Origin of the sequence: Winogradskya consettensis, assembly GCF_018332715.1 — a bacterium.
Lineage (GTDB): Bacteria > Actinomycetota > Actinomycetes > Mycobacteriales > Micromonosporaceae > Actinoplanes > Actinoplanes consettensis.
In genome coordinates this window covers 1-20,504 of sequence record NZ_BOQP01000058.1, presented here as the reverse complement: position 1 = coordinate 20,504, position 20,504 = coordinate 1, and the positions used below count along the sequence as shown (strand labels likewise).

Annotated in this window: 16 protein-coding genes; 13 read left to right on the top strand and 3 right to left on the bottom strand. The window is 70.5% G+C overall.

What is annotated here, in order from left to right:
* Positions 1-9: 9 nt before the first annotated feature.
* Together Aco04nite_RS44060 and panB are read right to left on the bottom strand one after the other, a co-directional pair.
* Positions 10-459, bottom strand: coding sequence for a VOC family protein (locus Aco04nite_RS44060; protein ID WP_203834909.1), 450 nt, complete (start codon positions 457-459; stop codon positions 10-12).
* A gap of 65 nt (positions 460-524) precedes the next feature.
* Complete coding sequence (panB, locus tag Aco04nite_RS44055) at positions 525-1,355, bottom strand: 3-methyl-2-oxobutanoate hydroxymethyltransferase (protein ID WP_213003146.1); 831 nt, start codon at positions 1,353-1,355, stop codon at positions 525-527.
* 275 nt (positions 1,356-1,630) lie between these two features.
* Here panB and Aco04nite_RS44050 point away from each other — a divergent pair, with 275 nt between their 5' ends.
* From Aco04nite_RS44050 to Aco04nite_RS44000, 11 genes are all read left to right on the top strand, one after another.
* Complete coding sequence (locus Aco04nite_RS44050; protein ID WP_203834907.1) at positions 1,631-2,983, top strand: glutamine synthetase family protein; 1,353 nt, start codon at positions 1,631-1,633, stop codon at positions 2,981-2,983.
* Between the two features lie 54 nt (positions 2,984-3,037).
* Positions 3,038-3,463, top strand: a complete 426-nt coding sequence (locus tag Aco04nite_RS44045; RefSeq protein ID WP_213003145.1) for a DUF350 domain-containing protein — start codon at positions 3,038-3,040, stop codon at positions 3,461-3,463.
* Positions 3,464-3,753: 290 nt separating this feature from the next.
* Complete coding sequence (locus Aco04nite_RS44040) at positions 3,754-4,212, top strand: GNAT family N-acetyltransferase (protein WP_213003144.1); 459 nt, start codon at positions 3,754-3,756, stop codon at positions 4,210-4,212.
* A gap of 9 nt (positions 4,213-4,221) precedes the next feature.
* A complete protein-coding gene (locus Aco04nite_RS44035) occupies positions 4,222-5,007 on the top strand; it encodes a type 1 glutamine amidotransferase (protein WP_213003143.1) in 786 nt (261 codons plus the stop codon).
* Position 5,008: 1 nt separating this feature from the next.
* A complete protein-coding gene (locus tag Aco04nite_RS44030) occupies positions 5,009-8,056 on the top strand; it encodes a bifunctional [glutamine synthetase] adenylyltransferase/[glutamine synthetase]-adenylyl-L-tyrosine phosphorylase (RefSeq protein ID WP_213003142.1) in 3,048 nt (1,015 codons plus the stop codon).
* Positions 8,053-9,669, top strand: a complete 1,617-nt coding sequence (locus Aco04nite_RS44025) for a glycosyltransferase family protein (protein WP_213003141.1) — start codon at positions 8,053-8,055, stop codon at positions 9,667-9,669. Before Aco04nite_RS44030 ends, Aco04nite_RS44025 begins: the two co-directional genes overlap by 4 nt.
* Complete coding sequence (mptB, locus tag Aco04nite_RS44020; protein ID WP_213003140.1) at positions 9,666-11,045, top strand: polyprenol phosphomannose-dependent alpha 1,6 mannosyltransferase MptB; 1,380 nt, start codon at positions 9,666-9,668, stop codon at positions 11,043-11,045. The genes Aco04nite_RS44025 and mptB (Aco04nite_RS44020) overlap by 4 nt, the downstream gene beginning before the upstream one ends.
* On the top strand, positions 11,042-12,607 hold the full coding sequence (mptB, locus tag Aco04nite_RS44015) for a polyprenol phosphomannose-dependent alpha 1,6 mannosyltransferase MptB (RefSeq protein WP_213003139.1): 1,566 nt from the start codon (positions 11,042-11,044) through the stop codon (positions 12,605-12,607). Before mptB (Aco04nite_RS44020) ends, mptB (Aco04nite_RS44015) begins: the two co-directional genes overlap by 4 nt.
* A complete protein-coding gene (locus Aco04nite_RS44010; protein ID WP_213003138.1) occupies positions 12,604-13,758 on the top strand; it encodes a glycosyltransferase 87 family protein in 1,155 nt (384 codons plus the stop codon). The genes mptB (Aco04nite_RS44015) and Aco04nite_RS44010 overlap by 4 nt, the downstream gene beginning before the upstream one ends.
* 29 nt (positions 13,759-13,787) lie before the next feature.
* Positions 13,788-15,977 (top strand): esterase-like activity of phytase family protein, encoded by a 2,190-nt coding sequence (locus Aco04nite_RS44005; RefSeq protein ID WP_213003137.1) that lies wholly within the window; start codon positions 13,788-13,790, stop codon positions 15,975-15,977.
* 185 nt (positions 15,978-16,162) lie between these two features.
* Positions 16,163-17,014 (top strand): aminoglycoside phosphotransferase family protein, encoded by an 852-nt coding sequence (locus tag Aco04nite_RS44000; protein WP_244876742.1) that lies wholly within the window; start codon positions 16,163-16,165, stop codon positions 17,012-17,014.
* Positions 17,015-17,734: 720 nt separating this feature from the next.
* On the opposite strand, the gene Aco04nite_RS43995 is transcribed toward Aco04nite_RS44000, so the two are convergent.
* Complete coding sequence (locus Aco04nite_RS43995; protein ID WP_244876741.1) at positions 17,735-18,145, bottom strand: RDD family protein; 411 nt, start codon at positions 18,143-18,145, stop codon at positions 17,735-17,737.
* 252 nt (positions 18,146-18,397) lie between these two features.
* Here Aco04nite_RS43995 and glnA point away from each other — a divergent pair, with 252 nt between their 5' ends.
* Together glnA and Aco04nite_RS49390 are read left to right on the top strand one after the other, a co-directional pair.
* Positions 18,398-19,822: a type I glutamate--ammonia ligase gene (gene glnA / locus Aco04nite_RS43990; RefSeq protein ID WP_213003135.1), complete on the top strand. Its 1,425-nt coding sequence runs from the start codon at positions 18,398-18,400 to the stop codon at positions 19,820-19,822.
* Positions 19,823-19,940: 118 nt separating this feature from the next.
* Positions 19,941-20,459: a hypothetical protein gene (locus Aco04nite_RS49390; RefSeq protein WP_244876740.1), complete on the top strand. Its 519-nt coding sequence runs from the start codon at positions 19,941-19,943 to the stop codon at positions 20,457-20,459.
* Positions 20,460-20,504: the final 45 nt, after the last annotated feature.

Here is a 20,504-nt window from a genome sequence, read left to right as displayed (position 1 = left end):
GGTGGCTCCTTACGGCAGCTGAGGGATCCCGGTTTCGTCCAGGGGCCATTCAGGGTGGTGGTTGACCTCCCAGAGGTGCCCATCGGGGTCGGTGAAGTAACCGAGATAGCCGCCCGCCTCGCCGGGCCGGCCGGCCCGGACCAGGGTCGCGCCGGCCTGGACGACCGAGCGCAGCGCCTCGTCGACCGCTTCCGGGCTCTCCATCGTGATGGTCAGCATCGTGGTGCGGACGCCGTCGGGCACGTGCGGAGCTATAGCGCGCGGTGGCAGACCCGCGTCGACGGTCAGATCGACCGCAGTGACCAGTGACAACAGGCCGCCGGCGGTATGGAAGTAGGTGACCACGCCGGGAACCGACGCACGTGACACCCGCCAGCCGAGCGACCGGTAGAACTCGGTCGCACGGGCGACATCGGTCACGCCAAGGGTGGCGAGGCCGACTCGGGCAGGAACGGACATGTAACACCTCCGGTCACAAGTCTCCCACTGATGCGATCTTGCACCGAGTCGGCGTCGTGCCAGTTCTAGAAAGTGTGCTCCGCGGTGGGGAATTCACCCGTGCGAACATCGTCGGCGTAGCGCTTGACGGCGTCGCCGAGGACCCCGGCGAGGTCGGCGTACCGTTTCACGAATCTCGGTGCCTTGCCCTCGCGCAGGCCGGCCATGTCCTGCCAGACCAGCACCTGGGCGTCGGTGTCGGGGCCCGCGCCGATCCCAACCGTGGGGATCGGCAGCTCCTTGGTGATCTGCTTGGCCACGTCGCCCATGACCATCTCGAGCACCACCGCGAACGCGCCGGCCTCGGTGACCGCGCGGGCGTCGGCGATGACCTCCTCGGCAGCGTCGCCGCGGCCCTGCACGCGGTAACCGCCCAGGGTGTGCTCGCTCTGCGGCGTGAAGCCGACGTGGGCCATGACCGGGATGCCGGCTCCGGTCAGCGCCTCGATCTGGGCGGCGACGCGGCGGCCGCCCTCCAGCTTGACGGCGTGGGCGCCGGCTTCCTTCATGAAACGTACGGCTGTGCGCAGCGCCTGCGCCGGACCCTCCTCGTACGAGCCGAAGGGCAGGTCGGCGACGATCAGCGCGGTGCTCGTGGCGCGCACGACTGCGCGTACCAGTGGGATCAGCTCGTCTGTTGTGACCGGGAGGGTCGTCTCGTAACCGAAGACGTTGTTGGCCGCGGAGTCGCCGACCAGCAGCACCGGGATGCCGGACCGGTCGAACAGGGCCGCGGTGTACTGGTCGTACGACGTGAGCATCGGCCAGCGGTCGCCGCGCTCCTTGGCGGCGATCAGGTCGCGGGTGCGTACGCGGCGGGTCGCCGGCCCGCCGTACAGGGTTGGCACGTCAGACATGGTTGTCTCCTTCCCTCGAGGCCGCGCAGTGCGGTCCCCGGGTCTGAGGGAATCGTCGCACCGGACACCTCGGGTTGGTCAGAGGTCAGTGGAGCCGATCACAGCCATGCATTTATTGTTCCCCGGCGTTGGCATGTCGTGGGCTCGGTCCCTGCCGTATGGTCTGAGATCAACATCGGGCCTTACCCGGGGAGAGCGCCAGGGCGTTGGTCAGCGTAATCTCGGCGTAACGGGACCGGGAGAGACTGACCGCCGGGCAAGTTCGAGGGGTTGACGTGGACCGACAGCAGGAGTTCGTGCTTCGTACGCTAGAGGAGCGCGACATCCGTTTTGTCCGTCTCTGGTTCACCGACGTGCTCGGCACTCTGAAAAGCGTGTCGGTGGCACCGGCTGAACTGGAGTCCGCCTTCGAGGAGGGCATGGGCATCGACGGCTCGGCGATCGAGGGCTTCGCCCGGGTCTCCGAGTCCGACATGGTCGCCATGCCGGATCCGACGACCTTCCAGGTCTTCCCGTTCGAGGGCGGGGCCAGCGGCGAGAGCGCGCGCATCTTCTGCGACATCCTGCTGCCCGACGGCAGTGCGGCCTGGGCCGACCCGCGGCACGTGCTGCGCCGGATGCTGGCCAAGGCGGCGGAGAAGGGCTTTACCTTCTACACCCACCCGGAGATCGAGTTCTTCCTGGTGCAGGACGGGCCGCTGGACGGCTCGGTGCCGATCCCGGTCGACGGTGGCGGCTACTTCGACCACACCACGCACTCGGTGGCGCGTGACTTCCGGCGCCAGGCCGTGCTCGCGCTCGAGCGCATCGGCATCTCGGTGGAGTTCAGCCATCACGAGGTCGCGCCGGGCCAGCAGGAGATCGACCTGCGCTACGCCGACGCGCTGACCACCGCCGACAACATCATGACGTTCCGGCACGTGGTCAAGGAGGTGGCGCTCTCCCAGGGGGTCCGCGCGACCTTCATGCCCAAGCCGTACACCGACCAGCCCGGCAGCGGCATGCACACCCACCTGTCGCTGTTCGAGGGTGAGCGCAACGCGTTCTACGACAGCGAGGACCCGCTCAAGCTGTCCAAGACGGGCCGCGCGTTCATCGCCGGCCTGCTGGTGCACGCCCGCGAATACACCGCGGTCACCAACCAGTGGGTCAACTCGTACAAGCGGCTCTTCCCGCTGCAGCTGCCCGACCGGATCACCGAGTCGCCGGCGTTCGTCAGCTGGGGCGCGCTCAACCGCTCCGCCCTGGTCCGGGTGCCCGCGTTCGGCAAGCCCGGCTCGGCCCGCGTCGAGGTCCGCTCGATCGACTCGGCCACCAACCCCTACCTCGCGTTCGCGGTCATGCTCGGTGCCGGCCTCAAGGGCATCGAGGAAGGCTACGAGCTGCCCCCGGGCGCCGAGGACGACGTCTGGTCGCTCTCCCCGCAGGAGCGCAAGGCCATGGGCTACGAGGCCCTGCCGGAGAACCTCGCCGAGGCGATCGACGTGATGAGCAAGTCGGAGCTGATCCCCGAGGTCCTCGGCGAGCACGTCTTCGACTTCTTCCTGCGCAACAAGCGGCAGGAATGGGAGCAATACCGCCGCGAGGTCACTCCGTACGAGCGTCAGCGCTACCTCGGGACCCTCTGACTTTGATCCAGCCGGTACCGTGCTGCGGCATAGGCCGTGACTAGGGGGACTTCTGTGCTGGAGAACTTGCTCGAGGGTGCTGGGCGCAGCATCGTGTTCGGGGCGGTGGGAATCGGGCTCATGGCGCTCGGCTATGTGCTCGTGGATCTGCTGACCCCGGGCAAGCTGCGGGACCTGATCTGGCACGAGAAGAACCCGAACGCCTCCCTGCTGCTTGCGGCGAACCAGATCGGCATCGCGCTGATCGTGTTCACCGCGATCTTCACCAGCTACGAGAACTTCGCCGAAGGGCTCGCGTCGACCGCGCTCTTCGGCGTTCTCGGTATCGGCGTGATGGGGTTGGCCTTCTTGGTTCTGGACTGGATGACCCCCGGCAAGCTCGGCGAGGTCATCTGCACCCCGGAGCGCCACCCCGGCGCGATGGTCAGCGCTGCCTCCCACTTCGGGGCCGCCCTGATCGTCTGCGCCTGCATCGCCTGAGGTAGTTGGCGTGTCTTTCCTCTGTGCGTAGGTCGCGTGGTGCCGCATCGGTGATGCGGCTCTATCGTCGCCCGCCGTCACCCGGGCCACCGGGTCGTTCGCCGTGGCTGGGATCTTCACCGCCCTGTTCGGCCGGACGAGCTCGGTGCTGCGCTGGTGGGCCTTCTGCTCGGCAGGGTCTCCGTGCCGATGGCCTTCGCCGCCACCGCGGCGGTCGCGGTGGCAGGCGGAGTGCTGGTGCTGCGGAAATCGGACAGCGTGCGGGTGGTGGGGGCTGGCAGGATGGCACGATGATTGTCGATCTTGAGCCGGTGACCAGGGACAACTGGCGGGCGGTGGCGGCGTTGACCGTGCACGCTGGGCAGCGGGACTTCGTTGCCGATGTTGAGCACTACCTGTGCATGTGTGCGTATGGCGAGTTGTGGCATGCGCTGGCGGTGACGCTGGAGGGGCAGGTTGTCGGGTTCTGCATGTGGGCCGTCGACGACGACCGGAGCCGGTGGATCGGGGGCGTGGTGGTCGACGCGGCGCGGCAGCGGCAGGGGATCGGGCGGGCGCTGATCAAGGCGTTGCGAGACAAGCTGGCCGCCGAGCCCGGTACGCCGAACGTGGCGCTGAGCTATCAGCCCTCGAACACCGCGGCTCGCGCGCTGTACCTGTCGCTCGGGTTCGTCGAGACGGGTGAGGAAGACGACGGCGAAGTCGTGGCGAGGTGGACACCCACCGTGCCCGTCGTACCCACCCGATAGCCTCGGTGTGTGGGTACAGCACTGGTTATCGAGAACGACCCGTCGGATGATCTGCGCCGCCTCGGCGACTGGTTCGCGGAGGCGGGGCTCGGGCTGACGGTCGTCCGGCCGCATGCCGGCGATCCGTTGCCCGAGACGCTCGACGGTTTCGCCGCGCTGGTCGTGCTCGGCGGCGAGCAGGACGCCTATGCCGGCACGGACGGGCAGCCGGGTGCTGCCTGGTTCCCCGAGGTCGAGGGGCTGCTGCGCAAGGCGGTGCGCCACCACGTCCCGACGATGGCCGTGTGTCTCGGTGCGCAGCTGCTCGCGCAGGCGCACGGCGGGCTGGTCGAGCGCAGCACCTCCGGGCCCGAGATCGGGCCCGGGCTGGTCGGGCGGCGCGACGCCGCCGACACCGACCCGTTGTTCAAATGGGTGCCTCTGCTGCCCGACGTGCTGCAGTGGCACTACGACGAGATCACCGAGTTGCCGATCGGCGCGGTGCTGCTCGCCGCCTCGACGCGCTATCCGCATCAGGCGTTCCGGCTCGGGGACCGGGCCTGGGGGGTGCAGTTCCACATCGAGTGCGACGCGGCGATGTTCGCTGACTGGATCAGCGCCGACCCGGGCGCGCTGGAGGAGCTCGGCTACGACGCCGACGCCGTGGTCGCCGCCGTCACCGACGTCCTCGCCGACGTCGAGGAGGTGTGGCAGCCGTTCGCCGCGCGCTTCGCCGCCCTGGCCCTCGGCGAGCTGCCCAACGCCGACATCGCCGTCCCCGGCGTCCCGCGCACCCTCCCGCTGCTGGGCAATTAAGGTGACCAGGCCCAGCCGGCTGGCCCGGTACGGCTTTGCTGACAACGGGGCCCGCGCGGCCGATCTGCTCGGCCAGGAGGGGCTCGGGTTGTGGGACGTCGACCTGCAGGAGCCCAGCAGTGCGGCGGCCGGCGACCTGATCCATTCGCTGTCGCGGGCGGCCGACCCCAATCTCGCGCTGCGTCAGCTGCACCGGATGATCGAGACGGCCACCCGGGACGCGCGGCGCAGCAACGGCGGGCCGATCCAGGCGCCGACGGCGGGGCCGGGGGAGTACATGGCCGACGAGCCGGCGGCCACGGCGATCCTCTCCGCGCTCTACGGCGATGTCGGGTTGCGCCGACGGCTGGTGTCGGTGCTCGGGGCGTCCAGCGCGCTCGGGGATCACCTGGTCGCCAACCTCGACCAGTGGCGGGTGCTGGTCACCGGTAAGACGGGGCTGGCGCCGAGCGCCGACGGGCACCTGGAATTCCCCGACTCGATGGGGCCCGGTGCGCTGGGCGTTCCGGCGCTGCGCACGGCCTACCGCACGGCGCTGCTGCGGATCGTCGCCGCGGACCTGACCGGCGGGCGGGGGCTCGAGCCCACCATGGCGGCGCTCTCGCGGCTGGCGGACGAGACGCTCGTCACGGCGTACGAAATGGCGGTGGCGGGTCTGCCGGAGAGCGTGAGCGAGCCGCGGTTGGCTGTTGTCGCGATGGGCAAGTGCGGGGGCAACGAGCTCAACTACGTCTCCGATGTGGATGTCATCTTCGTGGCGGCCGGGGACGAGGATCTCAGCGCCGGCACCACCGTGGCGGCGCGCCTGATCGAGATCTGCGGGCAGGTGGCGTGGCCGGTCGACGCGGCGCTGCGCCCGGAGGGAAACCGGGGGCCGCTGGTCCGCACGCTCGCCAGCCACCAGGCCTACTACCGCCGCTGGGCGCGCACGTGGGAGTTCCAGGCGCTGCTCAAGGCCCGGCCGGCCGCCGGTGACCTGCGGCTCGCCCAGGAGTGGATCGACGACCTCGCCCCGCTCGTGTGGCACGCCGCCGAACGGCCCGAGGCGGTCGCCGACGTCCGGGACATGCGCCGCAAGATCATCGAGAACGTGCCCGCCAAGGAGGTCGACCGCGAGATCAAGCGCGGCCCGGGTGGCCTGCGCGACATCGAGTTCGCGGTGCAGCTGCTGCAGCTCGTGCACGGCCGCATCGACGAGACCCTGCGCAGCCCGGGGACGCTGCCCGCGCTGCGTGCGCTGGTCGCGGGCGGCTACGTCGGCCGGGAGGACGGCGAGACGCTGCTGCGGGGATACCGCTTCCTGCGCGGCATCGAGCACCGGCTCCAACTGCAGAATCTGCGGCGTACGCACACCGTGCCCGACGACCCGAAAGCGCTCCGCTGGCTCGCGGCAGCCCTGGGTTACCGCGCGTTGCCCGGCCGCGACGCCGTCGAGGCGTTCCGCTCGGACTGGGTCGGGCACGCCGCCCAGGTCCGCCGGCTGCACGCGAAGCTGCTCTACCAACCGCTCCTGGAGGCGGTGGCCCGGGTGCCCGCCGAGGCCCTGCGGATGACCCCGGAGTCGGCCGGCAAGCGCCTGGAGATCCTGGGCTTCGCCGACCAGGCCGCGGCGCTGCGCCACATCCAGGCGCTCACCGGCGGGGTCAGCCGCACGGCCGCGATCCAGCGGACCCTGCTGCCGATGCTGCTGCAGGAGTTCGCCGACGCCCCCGAGCCCGACCGCGGCCTGCTCAACTACCGGCACGTCTCCGACAAGCTCGGCAGCACCCCCTGGTATCTGCGGTTGCTGCGCGACGGCGGCCCGGTCGCCCGCCGCCTCGCCCGGGTCCTCAGCCTCTCCCGGTACGCCACCGACCTGCTCACCCGTGACCCGGAAGCACTGCGGCTGCTCGCCAACGACGGCGAGCTCGTCCCGCGCGACCGCGACGCGCTGCGCGACGGGTTCCTGGCCGCCGCCGAACGCCACCTGCGGGAAGGCGCCACCGATCCGATGCCGGCGATCGCGGCGGTCCGGGCCATGCGCCGCCGTGAGCTGTTCCGCATCGCCTGCGCCGACATCCTGAGCCGGTCCGGCGAGCTCGCCCCGGCCCAGCCGCTCGACGTGAACCGGATCGGGATCGCCCTCTCCGACGTCACCGACGCGACCCTAGCCGCGGCGCTGCACGTGGCGCGGCGGGTCCACCCGGGAATTGAGGGGCTGCGGTTCGCGGTCATCGGCATGGGTCGGCTCGGCGGCTACGAGATGAGTTACCCCTCCGACGCCGACGTGCTCTTCGTCTACGCGCCGCCACCCGGGGTGACCGACGGCGCGGCCAGCTCGGCCGCGCACGCGATCGCCGAGGAGCTGCGCCGCACGCTGAGCGCCCCGGCCCCCGACCCCGAGCTGGGCATCGACGCCGACCTGCGCCCCGAGGGACGGCAGGGCCCGCTCGTGCGGAGCCTCAACGCGTACGCGCAGTACTACGCGCGCTGGTCGAAGGTGTGGGAGTCGCAGGCGTTGCTGCGCGCCCGCTACGTCTGCGGCGACGAGGATCTCGGCCGGGAGTTCGAGCAGCTCGCCGACACGATGCGCTACCCGGACGGCGGCCTCACCCGCGAGCAGGTCACGGAGATCCGGCGGATCAAGGCCCGGGTGGAGGTCGAGCGGATGCCGCGCGGCGCCGACCCCAACACCCACACGAAGCTCGGGCGGGGCGGGCTCGCCGACGTGGAGTGGGCCGTGCAGCTGGTGCAGCTGCGGCATGCGTACGCCGTGCCCGACCTGCGCCGCACCCGGACGCTCGGCGCGCTCACAGCCGAGACGCAGGCCAAGCTGATCGACAAGATCGACGCCGCGGCCATGGAAGCGGGCTGGACCCTCGCCGCCCAGGTCCGCAACGCGCTCACGCTGGTCCGTGGCCGCCCCACCGACCAGCTCCCGCGGCACGGTGTGGAGCTCGCCGGCGTGGTCCAGCTCCTAGGCGGCGGCGACCCGGGCGAGTTCGTCGACCGCTACCTGCGCCTGACCCGGCGCTCCCGCGCGGCCATGGAACGAGTCCTCGACGCATGATCCGATTTTTCTCCAGCGGCTGGTCGGTCGTCATCGCGGCTTGTGTGGCTGTTCTGGTCCGGGTGCCGTTCCTCTTCACCGGGTTGTCGACGGATGAGGGCGGCTATGCGTATGTCGCGCAGCGGTGGGCGCGGGGGGACCGGCTCTACGACACGGCCTGGCTCGATCGGCCGCAGGGTTTGCTGCTGACGTATCGGGCGCTGCTCGCGATCGGTGACGGCGGCTGGGCGATCCGGCTGGGGATGGTGGCCGGCGGGGCGATCATCACGGTCGCGGTGGCGGTGATCGCGCGGCTGCTGATCGGGCGCGCCGCCGGGGTGTGGGCTGCGTGGATCTACGCGATCGTGGGGGTCGCACCGCATCTCGAGGGCATGACGTTCAACGGGGAGCTGCTCGCGGGCATCCCGTCGACGGTGGCTATCGCGTGTGCCGTTTATTGGTGGCGGCCCGATCCGGCGTTCTCCTCGGCTGCGGCATCCGCGTCCTCTGCGGGCTCTGCGGATCCTCCGGTTTCTGCGACTGCGACTGCGGAGACTTCTGCGGCGGCGACTGCGACTTCGACGGCGGCGGCTTCGACGGCGGCGACTGCGGCTTCGACGGCGGAGACTTCGGCGAGGGCGGCCAGGGGGGCGAGGCCGTCGAGGGCGTTGCGCAGGTCTATGTGGTGGCTGGCCGGGGCGGGAGTGCTGGCCGGGGTTGCGCTGACGATGAAGCAGTCGGGTATCGATGGCATCGTTGTCGGGGCGCTGATCGTGGTGCTCGCGCGCAACTGGCGGGCGGCCGGCGTCTTCGCGGCGACCGCGGCGGTTCCGCTGGTCGCGTCGGTGGTGCACGGGATCTCGGTGGGGTGGAACTACTACTGGACCGCGCTGATCGGGTATCAGCTCTCGGCCATGGGCGGGGACGGGTCGAACACCTCGACGCGTCTGAGCGACCTCGGCCGGCACGCGGGGGACATCGCGCTCGACCTGACGGTGATCGTGCTGCTGTCGGTGTTCGGGTGGCGGCTGCTCGACCGGGGCGGGCGCTGGGTGCTGGGGGCATGGCTGTTCGCCGGGTTCGTCGGCATCAACCTCGGTGGCTCGTACTGGCCGCACTACTTCGTCCAGCCGCTGCCCGCCCTCGTGGTGCTGGTCGCGGCCATGCTCATCGGGATCCCGGCGGCGCTGCCACGGCGGGCGCTCGCCGCGGTCGTCGTGCTGCCGACCCTGGTGTGGCTCGTCGCGCTGATCCCGATGTCGCCGGCCCGCCGGGCAGACACCGTTCCGTACGACGCGCTGGCCGCCCGGGACGACAGGATCGCGGCGGTGATCCGGGCCTCCACCACGCCCGGGCAGCGGATCTACGTGCTCGAGTCGGAGGCGTACCTCTACTTCGCGGCTGACCGGCAGGCGTCGTACCCGTACCTGTGGGGCAAGCCGATCGACAAGATCCCCGACGCGCTGCCCCGGCTGCGCGCGATGCTGAGCTCGGCGCAGCGCCCGACGCTCGTGCTCCTCGACACGCCGCCCGCGGCGGTCGACCCGAGCGGCGGGATCGCTGCTGACCTCGCGATGTACTACCACCCCGAGACGGTCGTCGAGGGTGTGCCGATCCTGCGAGCCAACCCGTGAGAGGCCCTGCCGGGGTCCGCTGGCTCGGCTTCTTCGGGGCGTTGTGCTGCGCGGCCGACGCGGTGCTGTTCGGGGCGCCGACCTGGATCCGCCGGGGCGTCTCGGTCGCGAGCATTCTGCGGGGCCCGGACGGCGTACTGATCATGGTGCTCTGGATCGCCGGGTTGAGCGCGCTGTGCCTGGCCTGGTGGTGGGGGCGCCGGCTCGAGGTGTCGCGCGGCTGGATCCTCGTGACCGCCGCGCTGTGGATCGTGCCGCTGCTGCTCGTGCCACCTTTGGCGAGCCGCGACGTGTACGCGTACGCGTGTCAGGGTTCGCTCTTCGACGCCGGCTTCAACCCGTCCGTCGACTCGATCGCGGCGCAGCCCTGCCCGTGGCTCGACTCGGTGTCGGTGGTGTGGCGGACGACGCCCACGCCGTACGGGCCGCTGTGGATCGTGCTTTCGGGGTTCGCCGCGTCGTTCGGGTCGCAGGCGGTGGCGCTGGGGATCTTCCGGGCGTACGAGGTGCTGGCGGTTGTCGCTCTTGCCCTGGTCCTGCCGCCGCTCGCCCGCCGGGCGGGAGTTCCCGAGACCCGCGCGTTGTGGCTCGTGCTGTGCTGCCCGCTGGTCATCGTGCACTTCATCGGCGGCGCCCACAACGACACCCTCGCGATGGCGCTGGTGGCCGGGGCGCTCGCGCTGATCTACCGCAGGGCCTCGATCGGGCTCCTGCTCGCCGGTGGGGCGCTGATCGGCGCGGCGATCGCGATCAAGTCGACGCTCGGGGTGGTGCTGCCGTTCGCGGCGCTGCTGGCCGCCGGGGGGTTCGAACTCACCCGCGCCTTCCTGAGCCGGGCCGCCGCCGTCATCGCCGGTGCCGTGGGTCTGCTGGTCGCCCTCTCGCTCGGCTCCGGGCTCGGCTTCGGCTGGGCGACCGCGCTGTCCGGGGCGGGGGAATCCCGCAGCTGGACGTCGCCACCCACCGCGGTCGGCATCACGATCAACGCCGTGGCCAAGTGGTTCGGCGGCGAGATCGACGTGGTGCCCGTCCTGCGGACCGTCGCGCTCGTTCTGCTCGTCGTCGCGCTCGTGGTGATCTGGTGGCGGCACCGCCACGGCGACTTCCTGCACGGTGCCGGGCTGGCCTGCCTCGCCGTCATCTTCCTCGCGCCGATCACCCAGCCCTGGTACCTCTTCTGGACCCTCGTGCTGTGGGCGGTCACCACGACCGGCACGCGCCGGCTGGACGCCGTGATCATCGCGTCGATGTTCCTGATCCTGCCGAACGGGGACGGCGCGTGGAAGCCGCTGCAGGTGCCGCTCGCGTTCCTGGTCACAGGGCTGGTGGGCTGGGTGGCGTGGCGCGCTGTCCGATTTGTTCGGCCGGTCCGATGACGCCGCGGCTCATCCGCTGGGGCGGGTTCGCCGGCAGCGTCGCCACCGCGGGTAGTGCGTGGCTCGGCGGGACAGGCTTCGAGCGGGTGCCCAGCATCAATCCGGTCACGCTGCTCAGCGGGCAGCGCGGGGTGCTGCTGCCGATCCTCTGGGTGGTGGGCACGGCTCTCCTGATCACAGCCTGGTGGTACGGGCGGAGCGTCGTCCCCTCCGTGCGATGGGCCCTCGTCACGGCGGGGCTGTGGTTCCTGCCGGTGCTGCCGTTCCTGCCGCTGGGGAGTGCGGACGTCTACTCGTACGCGTGTCAGGGCTACGTCCAGCATGCCGGCGGCGATCCCTATGCCACGGGCGTGGGGGAGTTCGGGTGTCCCTGGCTCGGGTCGGTCGCGTCGTCGTGGGTCGACTCGCCGGCGCCTTACGGGCCGCTGTTCCTGCTGCTCGCGGCCGGGGTGGTGCGGGTCGCCGGGGATTCGCTCGGCGGGGTGATCGCGGGGCTGCGGGTGGTGGCGCTGGCCGGGCTCGCGTTGGTCGCCGCCGGGGTTCCGGTGCTGGCGCGGCGGTGCGGCATCGATCCCGCGAGGGCGGTGTGGGTCGTGCTCGCGTGCCCGCTCGTGCTGGTCCATCTCGTGTCGGGCGCACACAACGACGCCCTGATGATCGGGCTCATCGTCGCAGGTCTCGCCCTCGCGGCGACCGCTTCACCGGGCGTCGCCGGGCCGTTCTCCGCCGCGGCCACCTCCACTGGCCTCAGCCCTCCGGCCGGCCTCAGCCCTCCGGCCGGCCTCAGCCCTCCGGCCGGCCTCAGCCCTCCGGCCGGCCTCAGCCCTCCGGCCGGCCTCAGCCCTCCGGCCGGCCTCAGCCCTCCGGCCGGTTTTGGCGGGATGGCGTTCGTGCGGCTCGCGGCGGCGGGGGCGGTGCTGGGGCTGGCGGTGGGGGTGAAGGCGACTGCCATCGTGGTTGTCCCGTTCGCTGTGCTGGTGGCTGCGCCGCTCCGGGCGTACACGGGGAAGGCGTTTTTGCAGACGGCCGGGACTGTCGTCGGAGGTCTGCTGGGTTCCACTGCCCTGCTGTCGCTGGTTTCGGGGCGGGGGATCGGGTGGGTGGCGGGGTTGCTCCGGAGCGGGGACAGCGTGACGTGGGGGTCGCCGTCGACCGCTGTGGGACTGACGATCAAGGCGTTGACCGGGTACGACGCGGTTCCGGTGACGCGGCTGATCGGTGTGGGGGTGCTGGCGGTCTTTTTGGTCGTGCTGTGGTGGCGGACATTTCGGGCAGGTGGGGCGTTGGGCGGCGCGGGGCTCGCGCTGGCGGCGACCGTACTCTGCGCTCCGGTCTTTCATCCCTGGTATGCGACCTGGCCGCTTGCCGTGCTGGCGGCCGTCCGGAAGGAGAGCCGCGTCGTGCTGGGACTGTGCGCTTTCGCAGCGACCCTGACCACGCCGGCGGGGTACAACTGGGCGCTCTACACCCGGATCCCGGGCGCGATCATTGTCACGTCCGCGCTGGTCGTCCTGGCTGTCGTCGGTGTGCGGCGGCGGCTCGCCCGTAGGGTGACCGCGTGAATCGCCGGATCCTGCTGCTCGTTGTCCTCGCGCTCGCGGCCGCGGGGTCGCTCGTGTGGACGGCGATCCACCACTTCTACTTCGACTCGCAGGTCTACTCGGAGGCGGTGCGGTACTGGTTCCGGGACGACGGGCTGGTCTACGACTTCCTCAAGGGCGGCACGGTGTACGGCTTCACGTACCCGCCGTTCGCCGGGCTGGTCATGGCGCCGATGGCGTACCTGCCGCTCTGGGCCATCGCCGCAGCCGGGTCCGCTGCCACCGTGGTCGTCACCGTCGTGGTCGTGTCGTGGTTCATCCGGACCCGTGACTGGTACCCGCTCGCCGTCGCGTCCTGCCTGGCCCTGTTCTTCGAGCCGGTCCGTGAGACGTTCGGCTTCGGGCAGGTCAACATGCTGCTGCTCGCGCTCGTCGCCGGGGACGTGCTGTTCGGGGTCGCGCGCGGCCGGCGCTGGGCGGGCATCGGCATCGGACTCGCCACCGCGATCAAGCTGACGCCCGGCGTCTTCATCCTCTACCTGCTGGTCACGCGGCAGTGGCGGGCGGCGGGCGTCTCGATCGCCACCGCCGCGGCCGCCACGCTGGGTGCCGCGGCGATCTGGCCGGACGCTTCCCGTGAGTTCTGGACGTCCGCGCTCTGGGACACCAACCGGGTGGGCAACCTGGAGTACGTCTCGAACCAGTCGCTGCGCGGGATGCTGGCCCGGCTGCCGCTCGACTCCGCCGAGTCGGTGGTGTGGATCGTCTGCGTGCTCGCCGCGATCGGCGTCTGGGCCTGGCGGGTACGCGGGACCGACGCGCTCGGCGGCCTGGCGCTCACCGGCATCCTCGGCTGCCTGATCAGCCCAGTGACCTGGGTGCATCACTGCGTGTGGCTGTTGCCCGTCCTGGTCCGGTGTTACGAGAACCGGCGCAGCAACCCGCGGGTCTTCTGGGTCGGCGTGGTCTTCTACGTGCTGGTGTGCACGCGCGTCACGTTCCTCTACGAGAACGGCCCGAAGCCGCCGCTCGCCGTCATCGGCGCCAATCTCTACGTTCTGTTCTGCGTCGCGCTGCTGTTCCTGCTGCCGCGGGCTTCGTCCGATGCGTCCGGCTCGCTGCGCAAGATCGTTCCGGTGCGGACACCGGGCGTTTCCTCCGCCGCCACCTGAGCGTCCGGCCGGGGCCGTAGGCAAAGCCCATGCCCTTCTTCCGTACGCGGAAAGCCCTCGCTCTCGGGCTGACCACAGCCCTCGCCATAGTCGCTGTCCCTGTCGCATCCGCCGGTTCGGCTGCTTTCGCGAGCCCGGCTGCTTTCGCCGGTTCGGCTGCTTTCGCCGGCTCGGTTACTTTTGCCGGCTCGGCCGATCAGCAGTTCCGGCGTCTCGCGACCGTTCCGGCGTACCTCAATTCGAGTATGGACGACGAAGCCGCCGCCGAGATCTCGACGGTGACCGAGGACGGCCGCACCGTGGTCTATACCGACAGCCCGGGTGAACGGCTGGGGTTCTTCGACATCACGAACCCGGGCAAGCCGAAGCCGACCGGCACCCTGGCGATGGGCGGCGAGCCGACGTCCGTAGCGCACCTCGGCCACCTGCTGCTCGCCGGCGTCAACACCAGCGCGAGCTTCACCAGCCCGTCCGGCAAGCTGGTCGTTGTCGACGACCGCACCCGGGCGGTGGTGCGGTCGCTCGACCTCGGCGGCCAGCCGGACTCGGTCGCCGTCGCGCCGAGCGGCCGCTACATCGCCGTGGCGATCGAGAACGAGCGCGATGAAGATGTCAACGACGGCGAGATCCCGCAGGCACCCGCCGGCTATCTCTCCGTGATTGACACCCGGACCTGGGCCGTCTCCCGCGTCGACCTGACCGGGCTCGCCGAGGTCGCGCCGGGCGACCCGGAACCCGAATACGTCAGCATCAACTCCCGCGACGAGGCCGTGGTCAGCCTCCAGGAGAACAACCACCTGGCGATCGTGTCGCTGGCCAGGCGCAAGGTCACCGCTCACTTCAGCGCCGGGACGGTCACCGTCGACGGCGTGGACACGCTGGATGACGACACCATCTCACTCACCGGATCGATCACCGCGCGGCGCGAGCCCGACGGCGTCACCTGGCTCGGTGACGACCTGTTCGCGACCGCTAACGAGGGCGACTACGTGGGCGGGTCGCGGGGCTGGAGCATCTTCGACCGCGGCGGCAAGGTCGTCTGGGACGCCGGCAACTCCCTCGAGCACCTCGCCGTCCAGCACGGGCTCTACCCGGACAAGCGCTCCGACGCCAAGGGCATCGAGCCGGAGAACGTGGCGTTCGCGCGGTTCGGCGGGGTTCCGTACGTCTTCGTCAACAGCGAGCGCGGCAACTTCACCGCTGTCTATGACGTGTCTTCGCCCAGGTCACCGCGGTTCAAGCAGATCCTGCCGACGACGAACGGGCCTGAGGGCGTGGTCGCCGTACCGTCGCGGAACCTGATCGTCGTCTCCAGCGAGGAGGAGATCCCGGACGCCGGCATCCGCGGGACGGTGCAGATCTACGGCTTCGGGCGCACGGCGGGGGCCTTCCCGTCGATCACCTCACCCCGCACCATCCCGTTCGGGACGCTCTCCGGCCTCTCCGCCGTACCCGGCCACCCGGCGCAGCTCGTGTCGGTGACGGACAGCGCGTACACCCCGACCCGGCTGTTGACCGTGGACGTCACCACTCGGCCTGCTTCGATCATCGGTTCGCTGACTGTCACCAAGGACGGCATCGCGGTCGGTTATGACGCTGAAGGCGTGGCTGCTGTGCGTGACGGTTACTGGCTCGCGGTGGAGGGCTCTGCTTCAACCCCCAATCTGCTCGTACGCCTGAACGCGCGCGGCGCCGTCCAACAGGAAATCCCGCTCCCCGCCGACGTCGCCGCCACTGTCACCACGAACGGGCTCGAAGGAATCGCCGTCGTCGGGGACGCCGTGTGGGTCGCCGTCCAGCGCCCGCTCAAGGGGGAGACCACCACGCGCATCGGGCGTTATGCGGGCGGGGTGTGGTCGTGGCTCGCGTACCCGCTGGATGTCGCCCCGACCGGCTGGACCGGCCTGTCCGAACTGGTCGCCGTCGACCGCGACACGTTCGCGGTGATCGAACGCGACAACCAGCGCGGCCCCGCCGCCGCGATCAAGAAGATCTACCGCTTCGACGTCCCGGCAACCTGGACCGGCGTCCCGACCATCAAGAAGAAACCGGTCAAGGATCTCCTGCCCGCCCTGCGAGCCGACAACGGCTGGACCCAGGACAAGGTCGAAGGCCTCGCCATCGCCGGCAACGGCCAGGCCTACGCCGTCACGGACAACGACGCCATCGACGACGCCACCGGCGAAACCGTCTTCCTCCGCCTCGGCCACCTCTCCTGACCCCGCGCCGCCCGGGCTGGCCTGTTCGCGTGCCGCCCGGGCTGGCCTGGTCTGTGCCGCCCGAGCTTGCCTGACCGCGGGCGGCTCGGGCTGGCCTGATCTGTGCGGCTCGGGCTGGCCCGGTCTGTGCCGCTCGGGCTCGCATGGTCTGTGCCGCTCGGGCACGGCTGATTCATGCTGGGTGGGTGAGTTATCGCCCGCCGATCGATCCCGCTCTGGTCCGCAAGCTGGTCGATACCCAGTTCCCGCAATGGGCGGACCTGCCCCTGACCCTGCTCGACCCCGCCGGCTCGGACCACGTGATCCACCGGCTGGGTCCCGCCCTCACGGTCCGACTGCCCCGCCATGACGGCGCGATCGGCCAGGCCACCAAGGACCTGACCTGGCTGCCCCGACTGGCCCCGCACCTACCGCTGGCAATCCCGGCCCCGGTAGCGGTCGGCACACCGGACCTCGGATACCCCTGGCCCTGGGCCGTGACCCGCTGGCTCCCGGGTGAGGTCGCCACCACCACCTCGGACACCCCCGAGACCGCCCTGGCCCTGGCGGACTTCCTCCTCGCCCTGCAGTCCATCCCGCCCTCCACCGGCCTGAACTCCGCCCCTCTCGCCGCCCGCGACGAATCCTGCCGCGCCGACATCGCCGCCGCAGCAGCCACGTTCGACGCCGCCGCCCTGACCGACGTCTGGAACGCCGCCCTCTCGGCTCCCGCCTGGACCAGGCCCCCGGTCCTGTTCCACGGGGACTTCCACATCGGCAACCTGCTCACCGAGAACGGCCACCTCAGCGCGGTCATCGACTTCGGCGGCCTCGGCGCCGGCGACCCGGCCCCCGACCTCACCATCGCTTTCACCCTCCTGTCGGCCAGGACCCGTCCGATCTTCCGCGACCGCCTCGACGTCGACGACGCCACCTGGGCAAGAGGCCGAGGCTGGTCCCTGGCCGGCGGCATCAACGCCTTCGTCTCCTACGCCCACACCAATCCCCGAATAGCCGCCGCCACCACCCGCCAGATCGCCGAGACGCTCCTCGGCTAACTCTGTCGCGACCCCCTGGTGCTCGCGGTGAGCTCGAACCGTCAGCCCTGCTCGACCGGCTTCCGCCTGACCGGCTTCCGCCTTGGTTGCGCGGGACGGCCAGTCGTGGGAACCGGCTGGCGCGCTCGACGTTTGAGCCGGGTGCGACGACCGGGGACCGGCCGCGGCAGTCGCCGACCTCGACGCTGCATCCTGACCACCTCGACCTCACCGCCATCGCCGCCCACGCCGCCCACGCCGCAACGTCGTTGTCTTTCCGCCGTGGTGACGGAGGTGCCGGCGTGTCTTGCGGTGGTGGGTGTGACGTAGGTGCCCGCGGCGGATGCCTGGGCGAAATGGTCGGTACCCAGGGCTTCGCGGGCGACTCTGGGACGCGGTCGGGGCCAGGGATGAAACGGTCGGTCGAGCCCGGCGGGTCGTGCGCCCGGGCCGTGCCGCGCGGAGCGCAGGCGTGGACGAGCCGGGCCGTCGCGGCGACGCAGCCCGCCTCGAGGGACGGCAGTGGCCGCGCTCCTGGCCGCGGAGGTCGCTGCCGAAGGGACCGGGCCGGGCCGTGCGGCCGGCACGGCTCGCGTCGGCTCATGGATCACTACCGGCGCGGGTAGGCCCGCGCCGGAGCGCAGCTCGACCTGGCCAAGCACCCCGATGTCCATGCGCCAGATTCTGCTCCCCGGCCGCCGATCGGCGCTCGCCCGGCTTTCCGGCCTGTGGATAACTTTTTCAGCGGCCGGCGGGCGGGATCCGGACCACGATCGAGCCGGCCGCGCGGTCGTGCACGCCGCGCTGTTTGTCGTTCATGATCAGGGCGGGGATGAAGAGGGCCAGCAGGACGGCGCGGAGCAGGGCTTTCGGGAGGCCGATGGCGCCGCCGTCGAAGATCGAGACGCAGCGCATGCGGGCCAGGAACATGCCGGGGGTCTGTCCGAACAGGCCGATGAAGAACGTGTTCACGATGATCAGCAGGACCACCGGGGGCCACGGGACCACACGGGGATCGGCGTAGAAGCTGGCGATCACGTTGCAGAGCGCCCAGTCGATCAGGAGCGCGGCGAGGCGGCGGAGGAAGCCGCCGGGTTCCATGCTGGTCGGGTCGGATGCACGATCGGGGTTGCCGTTGCTGCGTGTCGCCACGGATCATGAGGGTAATCGGAGCGCTCGGCGGCGATGCTGTGGGCGTACCCGTCGCTTGGATTTTGGTCTCTTGCGGGCCTGACCGGCGATAGGGTCTGGTTGGCCGCACGCGAATCACAGGCTCCGTAACACGGCGGAAACAATAGGGATACGCCTGGGCAACCGCCGGGGCCTAGCGTCGCAGACCAGCCTAGCCACCGTGGCGGCCGACGCCGCCTCGCGTAATTGAAGAAATCTGTGCCAGGAGGACGTGTGTTCGCCAATCCCGAGGAACTCCTGCGATACCTCAAAGATGAGGACGTCAAGTTCGTCGACGTACGTTTCTGTGACCTTCCCGGCGTGATGCAGCACTTCAACATGCCGGTGGAATCGTTCGACGACAGTGTCATCACCGACGGCCTCGCCTTCGACGGATCCTCGATCCGCGGGTTCCAGGCCATCCACGAGTCCGACATGATGCTCCTGCCGGACGTCAACACGGCCTTCATCGACCCGTTCCGGATCCAGAAGACCCTGGCGCTCAACTTCTTCATCCACGACCCGTTCACGCGTGAGGCCTACTCCCGTGACCCGCGGAACGTGGCCAAGAAGGCCGAGACCTACCTGGCCTCCAGCGGCATCGCCGACACCGCCTACTTCGGCGCCGAGGCGGAGTTCTACATCTTCGACTCGATCCGCCACGAGACCTCCGCCAACCAGGCCTTCTACTACATCGACTCGATCGAGGGCGCCTGGAACAGCGGCAAGGACGAAGAGGGTGGCAACCGCGGTTACAAGACCGCTTACAAGGGCGGCTACTTCCCCGTCTCGCCGCTCGACCACTACTCCGACCTGCGTGACGCCATGGTGCGCCGGCTGATCGACTCCGGCTTCACCGTCGAGCGCTCGCACCACGAGGTCGGCACCGCGGGCCAGGCCGAGATCAACTACAAGTTCTCGACGCTGCTGCACGCCGGCGACCAGATGCAGATGTTCAAGTACATCATCAAGAACACCGCCTGGGAGCATGGCAAGACCGCGACGTTCATGCCCAAGCCGCTCTTCGGGGACAACGGCTCCGGCATGCACACCCACCAGAGCCTCTGGCTGGGTGGCGAGCCGCTGTTCTACGACGAGACCGGTTACGCCGGCCTGTCGGACATGGCCCGCTGGTACATCGGCGGCCTGCTGCACCACGCGCCGTCGCTGCTCGCGTTCACCAACCCGACCGTCAACTCCTACCGGCGCCTCGTGCCCGGCTACGAGGCCCCGGTCAACCTGGTCTACTCGCAGCGCAACCGCTCCGCCTGCACCCGCATCCCGGTAACGGGCAGCAACCCCAAGGCGAAGCGCATCGAGTTCCGCGTCCCGGACCCGTCGTCGAACCCGTACCTCGCGTTCTCGGCGCAGATGATGGCCGGCCTCGACGGCATCAAGAACAAGATCGAGCCCCCGGCCCCGATCGACAAGGACCTCTACGACCTCCCGCCGGAGGAGTGGGGCAGCGTCAAGCAGGTCCCCGGCTCGCTCGACGCGGTCCTCGACTCGCTCGAGGCGGACAACGACTTCCTCACCGCGGGCGGCGTCTTCACGCCGGACCTCATCTCCACCTGGATCGACTACAAGCGCACCAACGAGATCGACCCGGTGCGCCTGCGTCCGACCCCGCACGAGTTCGAGATGTACTACAACGTCTGATCCACTGACGCTGTGACAACGGCGGTCACGTCCGGCTCCGGCCGGCGTGGCCGCCGTTTCGCTTTCCGGGCACGGCGAGCTGGTCCGGACCCACGAGCAGGCGACGGGGAGACATCGCATGGCAGTCATCGGCGCCGCCCGGGACGTGGATTGGCTCGCCGGGCAGACCGTTCCCGGGCGGACGGTCACCACGGCGATCCCGCGGATCTTCGAGGACTACGCCACGTTCGAGCGGCCCGCCGAGGTGCCGATCATCGACCACGAACGGGCTGTTGTCGCCGAGCTCACCCGGTATGCGGGCGGGCAGCCGTGGTGGCTGGGCTTTCTCGAGACCGGCGCGCACGACGTCGTCTTCGGCGAGGCTCCGCGGGTGCTGCTCTACTGGGAGTGGCCGTATGTTCTGGTTCAGGGCGGGCCTGGGGAGGCGCTCACCTGGCGCATCGGTCACATGCGTGACGGGGGTGGCGCGCTGCCCGATCTGTTTTTTCCCGCGGACCGGTCCTGGCTGGTCTCGGCGCTCTGGGACGATGATTACAGCTGCGTGGGCGGCCCGGCCGGGCTGATCGAGAGCCTCCAGCGGAACCCGTCGGTGAACGCCCGGCGGGTCACGCCCGACGAGGAGATCTCCCATAACTGAGAACCCGACGGCCGGGAGTGCCACGGCTGAGAACCCCAGGGCTGA

Excerpts from the sequence above, each read along its gene's own strand:
- Aco04nite_RS44060 (WP_203834909.1), bottom strand. The coding sequence starts at position 459 with ATGTCCGTTCCTGCCCGAGTCGGCCTCGCCACCCTTGGCGTGACCGAT.
- Aco04nite_RS44005 (WP_213003137.1), top strand. The coding sequence starts at position 13,788 with ATGCCCTTCTTCCGTACGCGGAAAGCCCTCGCTCTCGGGCTGACCACA.
- panB (WP_213003146.1), bottom strand. The coding sequence starts at position 1,355 with ATGTCTGACGTGCCAACCCTGTACGGCGGGCCGGCGACCCGCCGCGTA.
- mptB (WP_213003139.1), top strand. The coding sequence starts at position 11,042 with ATGACGCCGCGGCTCATCCGCTGGGGCGGGTTCGCCGGCAGCGTCGCC.
- Aco04nite_RS49390 (WP_244876740.1), top strand. The coding sequence starts at position 19,941 with ATGGCAGTCATCGGCGCCGCCCGGGACGTGGATTGGCTCGCCGGGCAG.
- Aco04nite_RS44040 (WP_213003144.1), top strand. The coding sequence starts at position 3,754 with ATGATTGTCGATCTTGAGCCGGTGACCAGGGACAACTGGCGGGCGGTG.
- Aco04nite_RS44025 (WP_213003141.1), top strand. The coding sequence starts at position 8,053 with ATGATCCGATTTTTCTCCAGCGGCTGGTCGGTCGTCATCGCGGCTTGT.